This window comes from Streptomyces sp. NPDC097640 (genome assembly GCF_040302705.1).
In the GTDB taxonomy this organism is placed as follows: Bacteria; Actinomycetota; Actinomycetes; order Streptomycetales; family Streptomycetaceae; genus Streptomyces.
Window position 1 is genome coordinate 148155 of record NZ_JBEOSB010000021.1, and the last position, 9153, is coordinate 157307.

The window sequence follows — 9153 nt, forward strand, 5'->3', positions numbered from 1 at the left end:
TGTCACATCCGGGGCGGCCCGGTCCGTCCAGAGAGCGGTAGTGCTCCACATACCGAGTTCTGGAAAGGACAGAAAAATGTTTGACGGACTGGCCGGACTGGTCATCCGGCGCCGAGTGGCGGTTCTCGTCGTAAGTCTCCTCCTCGCCGTGGCCGGGGGAGCGGCGAGTACGACCCTCTTCGGCAAATTGGCCGCCGGAGGGTTCGACGACCCGAACTCGGAGTCCGGGCGCGCTGTCAAGACGCTCTCCAGCACATTCGGCCAAGGCCAGCCCAACCTCACCGTGCTCGTCGCCGTCGACGGCAGCGTGGACGATCCCGCCGTCGAGGCCACGGCCGGCAAGCTCACCCGGGAGCTGAGCGAGGAGCCCGGAGTCGAGAACATCACCTCCTATTGGGCGGCGGGCAAGCCGCCCCAGATGAAGAGCAGAAAGGGCGACAAGGCCCTGATCACCGGCATGGTGACCGGCGATGATTCCACGGCGCAGAAGCGCGTGGCCGAGCTGGCCGACGCCTATGAGAGCGAGCGTGCCGGTCTCGACGTGACGTTCGGCGGCAATACGAAGTTCCAGGTCGAGTTTCTGGAGCAGGGGCAGAAGGACGCCCAGACCGGCGAGGCCATCGCCATCCCCCTCACCCTGGTCGTGCTGGTCTTCGTCTTCGGAAGCCTGATGGCCGCCGCCCTGCCGCTGATCGTCGCCATTGTCGTCATGACGCTCTCCATGGGGCTGATGTGGATCCTGGCCGAGGTGACAACCATCGGGGCCCTCTCCGCGAGCATCGTGACCCTGCTGGGTCTGGGGCTCGCGATCGACTACAGCCTGCTCTTCGTCAACCGCTACCGGGAGGAGCTGGGCTCCGGGAAACAGACCGAGGAGGCGCTGCGGGCGACGATGGCATCGGCCGGCCGGACGGTGCTCTTCTCGACGCTCACGGTCGCGGTGGCCTCCAGCACCATGGTGTGGTTCCCGCTCATGGCCGTGCGGTCCATGGGCTATGCGGGTGTGCTGACCGCGGTGGTGTCCGGCGCGGCCGCGCTGCTCGTGCTTCCCGCGGTGCTCGTCGTCCTGGGCGACCGGATCGAGCGCGGCCGGGCCTTCGGCCGCAGGAAGCGCGCCGCCGGGGCCGCGGACGGCGAGGGTGCCGCCGCCACGAACGGCTTCTGGCACCGCCTGGCGACACTGGTGATGCGGCGTCCCCTGCCGATCGCCACGATGGCCACGCTCTTTCTGCTGCTGCTCGGCGCGCCGTTCCTCGGCATCAACATCGGCATGCCGGACGAGCGCGTGATGCCGGAGTCGTCATCCGCACGCCGGGTCGCAACCGCCGTCAAGGAGGACTTCGTCGGCAGCGGACAGAACGCGCTGGTGGTCGTCGCGCCCGAGAGCGGATCGGACGGGAAGGCCGTCGAGGGGTACGCGAAGCGGTTGTCGTCGCTGCCCGGTGTCGCCGCGGTGCGCACATCCACCGGCGGCTACGCGGAAGGAGCCCTTGTCACGCGCCCGGACGAGCGGTCACGAGGCTTCGCGGCCAAGGGCGCCGTCTACTTCTCGGTGACACCGGCGTCGGACAGTCCTGATGAGGCACGGCAGCTCGTCGGCGAGGTCAGGGACACCGAGGCGCCGTTCGAGGTCCTGGTGGGCGGCATGGCGGCGACCAACAAGGACGCGTCGGCCGCCTTGATGGAGTCGCTGCCGTACGCGCTCGGCACGCTGATGCTCGCGATGCTGGTGCTGCTGTTCCTGGTCACCGGAAGTGTCCTGCTGCCCTTCCTGGCCGTGGTGCTCAGCCTGCTCAGCCTGACGGCGACGTTCGGCGCCCTGGTGTGGGTGTTCCAGGACGGCCACCTGGCCGGGCTGTTCGGCGACTTCACCCCGACCGGCAACATCGCCGCGACGATCCCGGTGATCCTCTTCGGCCTCGCCTTCGGCCTGGCCATGGACTACCAGGTGTTCCTGCTGTCCCGTATGCGGGAGGAGTACGAGCTGACCGGTTCCCCGACGAAGGCCGTGACCCACGCTCTGGAGCGCACGGGGCGGATCGTGACCGCCGCCGCCGTGGCCATCTCGATCGTCTTCCTCGCGTTCACGGCGTCGGACATCTCCCTGGTGAAGGCGTACGGCGTCGGGCTGCCGCTCGCAGTCCTGATGGACGCGACACTCATCCGCGGTGTGCTGCTCCCCGCCGCGATGCGACTGGGCGGCAAGGCCACGTGGTGGGCGCCCCCGGGGCTACAGCGGCTGTACTCCCGCTTTGGCTTGCGGGAGGAGGCGAACCCGCAGCCGCAGCGGAAGGAACGCGAGCGGACGCCGACCGGCTGACCGTCGGTCACGCGTCCGCAGGCGGTGCTGCCCCGACCGGTCGGGGCAGCACCGGGTCACTTCGACGGGGGGAGAGCTATGCGCCCGCACCGGGCGCGGAGGCCCGCGCGGCGGTGTCCCGCCGGTCGATGGCCTCGGCCACCTGACCGATGGCCTCACGAAGAAGGTCACCGTAGGAGTCCTGGGGGAGGTTCGGCGCATGCTCCTTGGCCGCGTCGCTGTGTTCGATGGCGGCCTCGAAGGACCCGAGCCGGCGGTAGTTGTCGGCGAGGTTGAGATGCAGGGACGGGTAGAAACCGGCGATGTGAAGGCCGGCGTGGTGCTCCTGGACGCGCTGCTCGGTCACGGCGTCGGCAGCGTCCAAGGCTCGAATGTCCCAGATCAGAGCCTGGGCGGGGTCTTGGTGGAGATCTGCCAGATGGTGCGCGATGGTGCAGCGGTGCAGTGGGTCGCCGGTGACACCGGTCGCGGACCACAGGTCCAGGAGTTTCCGGCGGGCGGAAGCGGTGTCGCCGGCTCGGCCTTCGGCGACTGCTTGGCCGATGGCGTCCATGGTCGGGTCGGGGGTCGGCATGTGTTCGGAATGTGGCACCCGGCGATCATTGAGCTTCAACCAACTCGAAGGTCAAGTCCGACCTGTACGGCTCGGGCGCCGCGGCCGCGGCTTCTCAGCCGGCGGTGGCCGGTGGTTCCGCGATGCCGATGAAGTTCCCGGCCACGGGCCGGATGCGGACCGACCAGCCCAGCGCGGTGAGGTCGTCCGTGAGTGTCTGGACATCGTGGAACACCTTCACGATGCGGTACTGACTGCCGTCATCGAGCCGGCGCAGCGCCGCGGGGGCGGGCTGGTTCGCGAGAACCTCCTCCTCCGCGGCAGCGGCGGGGCCGTCGTCGATGAAGATCGCTCTGCCGCCCGGCGCGAGCGCGGCGGCGACGGTGTTCCAGAAGTCGGGCAACCGCGTCGGCGGGACATGCGAGAGCCAGAAGGCGAAGAACACCGTGTCGTAGCGCCGTGGTGGCCGCCACGAGAACAGGTCGGCCTCAAGGAACTGGACGGTGGGGGACGCGGTGCGCGCCCGGGCGAGGGCCAGCACCTCGGCCGCCGCGTCGACAGCCGTCACCGACCGCGCCCGCGCGGCCAGCCTCGGGGTCCACTGGCCCGTTCCGCAGGCCAGCTCCAGCACATCCCCGGCGATCGGGAGTTCATCGACGGCAGCCAGCAACCGCTTCAGCTCTTCGCGCTCCGCGTAGGGCCGGTCGTATTCGGCCGCGCCCGCCCTGTAGTAGGCCATTTGCTCGGCCAGGAGAGCGTCGTCATCCATATGCGGGTTCCTCTCATCCGGGTTCGGCAGGAGCCGAGCGGGCTCAGCTCGCGGCCTGGTTGCCACAGACACTGTCGGCCTTCACCTTTGGGCAAGGTCAAGTGGCTCCGCGGACGTTCCCCCCGCACCGTGCGGGGCCGCGAGGAGTGGTCACCGCTGTGGCGGCTGGGACGTGTGAGGCCCAAGTGATGGATATATGCGAGATTTACGGCCCGGATCGGGTACTTCGGTGCTTATTCTGTGCCACACTGAGTATGGCTCTCACCGCATCCCCCGTCGGTGAGAGCCATACTCTTGTTCAGCCGGACTGCCGCCTACAGCGCTGAATGGGCCAGCCAGTGGTCGAACAGCCGCTCGTCCCCATCGATCGCCACGCGTTGTGGCGGCAGGCGTCGCATCAGCACCAGCAGCAGGTCTTCCACCGCCCCCGTCACGGTGACGTCCGTCGACCCCGGGCCCCGTCGCCACGACACCCCCGTCGGGGTGCATGTGATCACCCACCCCTCGACCGACTCTTCGGAAGGCCGCAGCCCGATCGAGCCCGCACCCCACAACAAGGCCACGGCGGGCTTCAATGTCGCGGCCGCCGGCGAGGACAGCAGCTCCAGGTACTGGGTCACCGCGTCGGCCGCCAGGTCGGGCTCGAGGGCGTACGGCACACCGGCGGGCAACGCGGCATCGACGGCGTGCACCGACGTGTCGTGCGTCGCCTGCCGCAGCCAGAACGACGCCGGTCCCGGCCCGACGAGCGTCCATACCGGTGTGTCAGGACCGACCGCCAGCACGGCCTCGACAAGCTCCGAAGCCCCCGCGAGCAGCCATGTCCGCCAGTCCTGCGGGGGCATCGCTTCACGCGGATCTGGGATGCCGTCGGCCGAGCCGCCGCGCACGATTCCCGCCGCCCAGCGCGGTGCCTGCCCGAGGTGTCCGACGAGGACCCGAAGCCGCCATTCGGGGCACGTCGGTACGAAGGCGTCCCAGTCGGCGCCGTCCACGGCATCCGCGAACGCCGCTGTCTGTGCGAGCAGGCCCGAGGCCAGTCGGTCGATATCCGTCTGTGTCATGCGGCGTAGGGTAGGAACTCCACCCGGGTGGAGGTTCAAGTGCGCGAGGACACCCTGTCCATCGGCGAGCTCTCACAGCTGACCGGTGTGCCCGTGCGCACGATCCGCTTCTACTGCGACGAGGGCTACGTCGAGTCGGTCCGCAGCACCGGTGGGCACCGTCGCTTCCCCGCGGACGTGGTGGACCGGCTGGCGCTGCTGCGTCGGCTGCGGGCACTCGGGCTCGGGCTGACGGCGATCGACACCGTGCTCAGCGGCCGCGGATCCGTCGCCGAAGCCGCCGCACAGGAACGCGCCAAGATCGACGTCGAGTTGGCGACGCTGGCCTGGCGCCGCGCCTCGCTCCGCGCCGTCGAGGAGGCGGCACCGGCCGAGCGGGCCGCAAGGTTGGAGCTGCTGGCCGCGGTCGCCGACGGCCGGGCGGCACAGCATGTGCTCGAGGTGTTCTGGAGCCGCCTCGCCCTGCCCGCGATGCCCGAGGACGGCGCCAGCATGTTCATCTCCGTCAGCGTCCCCGAGCCACCGAACGACCCCACCGCCGAGCAGGTGGTCGCCTACGCCACGCTGGTCGCGATCGTCGACGACCACCGGCTCCGGCAACAGATCTGGGCACGCACACGTACCGGCACAGAGTTCGTCGCCTATCAGAACGCCTTGCTCGACGGGGGAATCGGCGAGGCGTGCGAACTCGCCCGCCCACTTGTGCGAGCGGGCGAGCAGCCGGGCCCCGGACCGTTGCTCGACCGGTTCGTCGAGGCGCACGCGACGACGCGGGGCACGCCTGACAGCCCGACGTTCCGGCGCGCCCTGCTACGCGTCGCGGCGGTCGACCGAGGCCCGAGCATGCGCCGCTACTGGCAGCTCGTCGGCGACATCACGGGCGAGGACGTCACCGTCGGCGAGGCGCACTCCTGGTTGCTGGACTCGCTCGACCGCGCGGTGGCGTAGACGCCACCCTGGGGTTTCGTCAATCGACCCAGACGGCTCGGCCCAGAACGGCGATGGGGCCCTCCGCGGAGCGACCGCCGGGCGGGATCACATCGATGACCGGTCCGGTGCAGGTGATGTTCTGGTAGGCGAGGGCGTATTCGTTGGTGGAGTTGTACACGTGGAACCTGTTGTCCTCCAGCGGTACCACGACACAGCCGCTGGGGTTGACGATGTGCCAGGTGCTGTTGCGGAGGTCGCCGTGGGCGGCGGAGGCCGAGGTGGCCATGGAGAGGGTGAGGACTCCTGCGGCGGCCAGAATCCCGGCACTGGTGGTGATGCGTCGCATCATGCCTGACTCCTTCGGAGCGCTGCCGTCGGTGTGGCAGTTCCAGACCGACTGACGGGCCTCTGGGTACCCGTGCGCACAGGAATTTCGGTGGAGCCGTACGGGAGGGGCGGGGTACGGGCTCCGGCACTTTGTGATCTCTTTACAACCGACGTCGCGGGCACCCCGTCTCTCCGTCTGGGCGCCAGGCCACCGCAACCGCCCTGGCGCACTCGCCATCGCCCCATCACGGAGAGGCCCATACCGATGGACCCGATCAGCACACCTGGTCGCCGTACAGCCGGCCCTCGCACATCCCGATCGCGCGCGTCGTCCCGGCTCCGCCACGTGGCCGTGGCCCTCGGCCTGTGCGCCGCGCTCGCGGGCGCCTCAGCCGCCGCGGCCGAACCGCGCGCGGATCTGGTCCCGCCCGTCGTCACCGCGGACCAGGTCATGCCGCACCTCGACGCCCTCCAGCGGATCGCGGACCGCGACGGGGGCAACCGCGCGCACGGCACCCGGGGCTACCGCGACTCGGTCGCCTATGTGAAGGCCGCGCTGGACAAGGCGGGTTTCCGTACCACCCTGCACCGCTTCACGCACGACGGCGCCACCGGCCACAACCTCGTCGCGGACTGGCCCGGTGGCGATCCCGAGCATGTCGTGTTCGCCGGGGCGCACCTCGACAGCGTGGAGGCCGGTCCCGGCATCAACGACAACGGCTCCGGCTCCGCCGCCCTGCTCGCCACCGCCCTCGAGGTGTCCAGGACGGGTCTCGCGCCGGACCGCCATCTGCGGTTCGCCTGGTGGGGCGCCGAGGAGGCCGGCATGGTGGGGTCCACCGCCTATGTGCGGGGCCTGTCCGCCGCCGAACGCTACCGGATCGACGTCTACCTGAACGTGGACATGGCCGGCACGAAGGACATCCGGCAGTGGCTCGTCGTCCACGACGACCCCGCGGCGGCCGAGGCGTTCGAGAGCTGGTTCGCGGCCCGGAATCTTCCCACGTTCGAGATCGGCATCGGCGGGAGCGACCATGTGTCGTTCGGCGACGTCGGCATCCCGGTGGGCGGCTTCGCCACGGGGATCGACGACTGCACTCACGACGCGTGCGACCGCGTCGAGAACGTGGACCCGCAGACCGAGACCCTCAGCACCAACGCGTTCATCAGCGCGGTCTGGCAGCTCGCCGCGCGCCGCTGACCCCCGCCCCCTTCCGGCGCCCCGACGACCCCGTCCTCGAAGGAGCAGACCATGCCCGCCCGCTGGAAACGGCAACGCCGCACCACCACCCTGGCCACGGCTGTGGCCGCCGGCATCGTGCTCACCACCCTGCCCGCCTCCGCCGCCCCGGGAGGCCCCGGCGTCGGTGACCCGTACTACCCCGACGACGGGAACTCCGGATACGACGTCACGCAGTACGACGTGCGCGTGAACTACGACCCGGCCCGCCCCCGCCACCTGGAGGGCGACACCACGGTGCAGGCCGTCGCGGCGCAGGACCTGGACCGGTTCCACCTCGACCTGGAAGGCTTCCAGGTCACCTCCGTCACCGTGGACGGCACACCCGCACGCGCCGTCTCCCGCGAGGGCGCGCACGAACTCGTCATCACCCCCGCCCGGCCGCTCGCGAAGAACGCGCGCTTCTCCGTCCGCGTCCGCTACTCCGGCGAACCGGTCGGCGAGGGCTGGCACACCCTCGCCGACGGCGGCGCGAACGTGTCGGGCGAGCCGCACGCCGCCACGGCCTGGTACCCGGCCAACGACCACCCCTCGGACAAGGCGACCTTCCGGCTCACGGCCACGGTCCCCGACGGCTGGACGGTGGTCGGCAACGGGAGGCCGGGCGCCACCACCACCGGCCGGGGCACGACCACGTTCCGCTGGTACGAGGACCGGCCGATGGCCACGTTCCTCAGCACCATCGCCATCGACAAGTTCACGGTGCACACCTCGGAGCTCTCCGACGGCACCCCCGTCGTCCACGCCTACAGCCCCGGGGCCACCGCCGACCCGGAGACGGAGGCCCTGCTGCCCGACGTCATCGACTTCCTGGCCTCGAAGTTCGGCCCGTACCCGTTCTCCTCGGCAGGCGCGATCGTCATCGCCGGAGACGACGGCAGCGGTCCGTTCGCCCTGGAGACTCAGAGCCGCCCGACGTACCACGGGGGGTTCTTCGACACCTCCATGGTCCACGAGAACACCCACCAGTGGTTCGGCGACAGCGTCTCCCTCTCCGACTGGCGGGACGGCTGCCTGGCCGAGTGCTTCGCCCAGTACGCCGTCCAGCTGTGGTACGAGGAGAAGTCCGGAGACGACCTGGACAACGGCTTCTACCGCTCCATGGTGGAGGAGAGCAGGGAGGACCCCGACTTCTGGACGACGCGGCTGTACGACCCCGGTCGGGGCAGCGAACTGGCCAGTGCCCTGTACAGCAAGGGGTCCATGATGCTGCACGCCCTGCGCCGCACGGTCGGGGATCCGGCGTTCTTCGGCACCCTCAAGCGGTGGCAGCGCGACCACCGCTACGGCAACGCGTCCTGGCCGCAGTTCGAGGCGCTCGCCGAGGAGGTGTCCGGCGAGGACCTCACCGGCTTCTTCGGCGCCTGGGCACACGGCACCACCGCCCCGGCGAGGAAATACCTCTTCCCGGGGTCCCTCGGGTCGCTCGACCCGGACGGCGCCACGGCACGCTGAACGCATCCCGGGCGCCCTCCTCGGGAGGGGGTCCGGGGTCGGCGGGCGTCCCTCGACAGGAAGGTGTCATCGGCCGTCACACCGGCAGTTTCCAAATTGCCCCTGCCTCTGAGGTCGAGCTTCCGGGGGTTGGGGCCCGTCCCCCTTGCGGATGTCCGCGAAGAAGGGGTTCAGCAGATCCGGAACGATCACGGCCAGAGCGCGGACAGGCCTGCTGATCAGCCATTGCGTGCGCGGTCGAGGTGGTAATCGGGCCGGTTGGCCGCGGCCTATCCGCTCGTACGTCACGGGACTCACCGCATTTCCCGTCCCGCACACCTTCGGACCAGAGTGACTGAACAGGGCGATGCGCGATATCCGGGGATCATCGCGCCCTATCGGACGCCGGGCCATCCAATCCAAAGGCTCGGCGTGATTTAGGTCACTTGCCATTTGTGGTCGTTGCTGCTGTCCTTGTTACCGCTTGGAACGGATGAGATTTCAGATTTGCTGACT

8 protein-coding genes are annotated in these 9153 nt (G+C 69.9%); 4 read left to right on the plus strand and 4 right to left on the minus strand.

Features of this window, described 5'->3' with window-relative positions:
* The first annotated feature begins 76 nt into the window (after positions 1-76).
* Positions 77-2320 (plus strand): MMPL family transporter, encoded by a 2244-nt coding sequence (locus ABTY62_RS30050; protein ID WP_352132554.1) that lies wholly within the window; start codon positions 77-79, stop codon positions 2318-2320.
* A gap of 76 nt (positions 2321-2396) precedes the next feature.
* Here ABTY62_RS30050 and ABTY62_RS30055 read toward each other — a convergent pair whose 3' ends face one another.
* The 3 genes from ABTY62_RS30055 to ABTY62_RS30065 form a co-directional block, all read right to left on the minus strand.
* Entirely contained in the window at positions 2397-2894 is a 498-nt protein-coding gene (locus ABTY62_RS30055; RefSeq protein WP_352132555.1) for a hypothetical protein, read from the minus strand.
* 94 nt (positions 2895-2988) lie between these two features.
* Positions 2989-3642 carry a class I SAM-dependent methyltransferase gene (locus ABTY62_RS30060; RefSeq protein ID WP_352132556.1) on the minus strand — a complete coding sequence of 218 codons (654 nt, stop codon included), beginning with the start codon at positions 3640-3642 and terminating at the stop codon, positions 2989-2991.
* A 314-nt stretch (positions 3643-3956) separates the two neighbouring features.
* Entirely contained in the window at positions 3957-4706 is a 750-nt protein-coding gene (locus ABTY62_RS30065) for a maleylpyruvate isomerase family mycothiol-dependent enzyme (RefSeq protein ID WP_352132557.1), read from the minus strand.
* Between the two features lie 39 nt (positions 4707-4745).
* On the opposite strand from ABTY62_RS30065, the gene ABTY62_RS30070 reads away from it, so the two are divergent.
* A complete protein-coding gene (locus ABTY62_RS30070; RefSeq protein WP_352132558.1) occupies positions 4746-5654 on the plus strand; it encodes a MerR family transcriptional regulator in 909 nt (302 codons plus the stop codon).
* A 19-nt stretch (positions 5655-5673) separates the two neighbouring features.
* Here the strand turns inward: ABTY62_RS30070 and ABTY62_RS30075 are convergent, their stop codons facing one another.
* On the minus strand, positions 5674-5985 hold the full coding sequence (locus ABTY62_RS30075; protein WP_352132559.1) for a hypothetical protein: 312 nt from the start codon (positions 5983-5985) through the stop codon (positions 5674-5676).
* Positions 5986-6309: 324 nt separating this feature from the next.
* Between ABTY62_RS30075 and ABTY62_RS30080 the strand changes: the two genes are divergently transcribed.
* Positions 6310-7164: a M20/M25/M40 family metallo-hydrolase gene (locus ABTY62_RS30080; protein WP_352132560.1), complete on the plus strand. Its 855-nt coding sequence runs from the start codon at positions 6310-6312 to the stop codon at positions 7162-7164.
* Positions 7165-7215: 51 nt separating this feature from the next.
* Positions 7216-8658, plus strand: a complete 1443-nt coding sequence (locus tag ABTY62_RS30085) for a M1 family metallopeptidase (RefSeq protein WP_352132561.1) — start codon at positions 7216-7218, stop codon at positions 8656-8658.
* The last annotated feature ends 495 nt before the right edge of the window (positions 8659-9153 follow it).

Bases quoted from the DNA above. Each gene is read 5' to 3' on its own strand.
- ABTY62_RS30050 (WP_352132554.1), top strand. From the start codon at position 77: ATGTTTGACGGACTGGCCGGACTGGTCATCCGGCGCCGAGTGGCGGTT.
- ABTY62_RS30065 (WP_352132557.1), bottom strand. From the start codon at position 4,706: ATGACACAGACGGATATCGACCGACTGGCCTCGGGCCTGCTCGCACAG.
- ABTY62_RS30075 (WP_352132559.1), bottom strand. From the start codon at position 5,985: ATGATGCGACGCATCACCACCAGTGCCGGGATTCTGGCCGCCGCAGGA.
- ABTY62_RS30085 (WP_352132561.1), top strand. From the start codon at position 7,216: ATGCCCGCCCGCTGGAAACGGCAACGCCGCACCACCACCCTGGCCACG.
- ABTY62_RS30060 (WP_352132556.1), bottom strand. From the start codon at position 3,642: ATGGATGACGACGCTCTCCTGGCCGAGCAAATGGCCTACTACAGGGCG.
- ABTY62_RS30055 (WP_352132555.1), bottom strand. From the start codon at position 2,894: ATGCCGACCCCCGACCCGACCATGGACGCCATCGGCCAAGCAGTCGCC.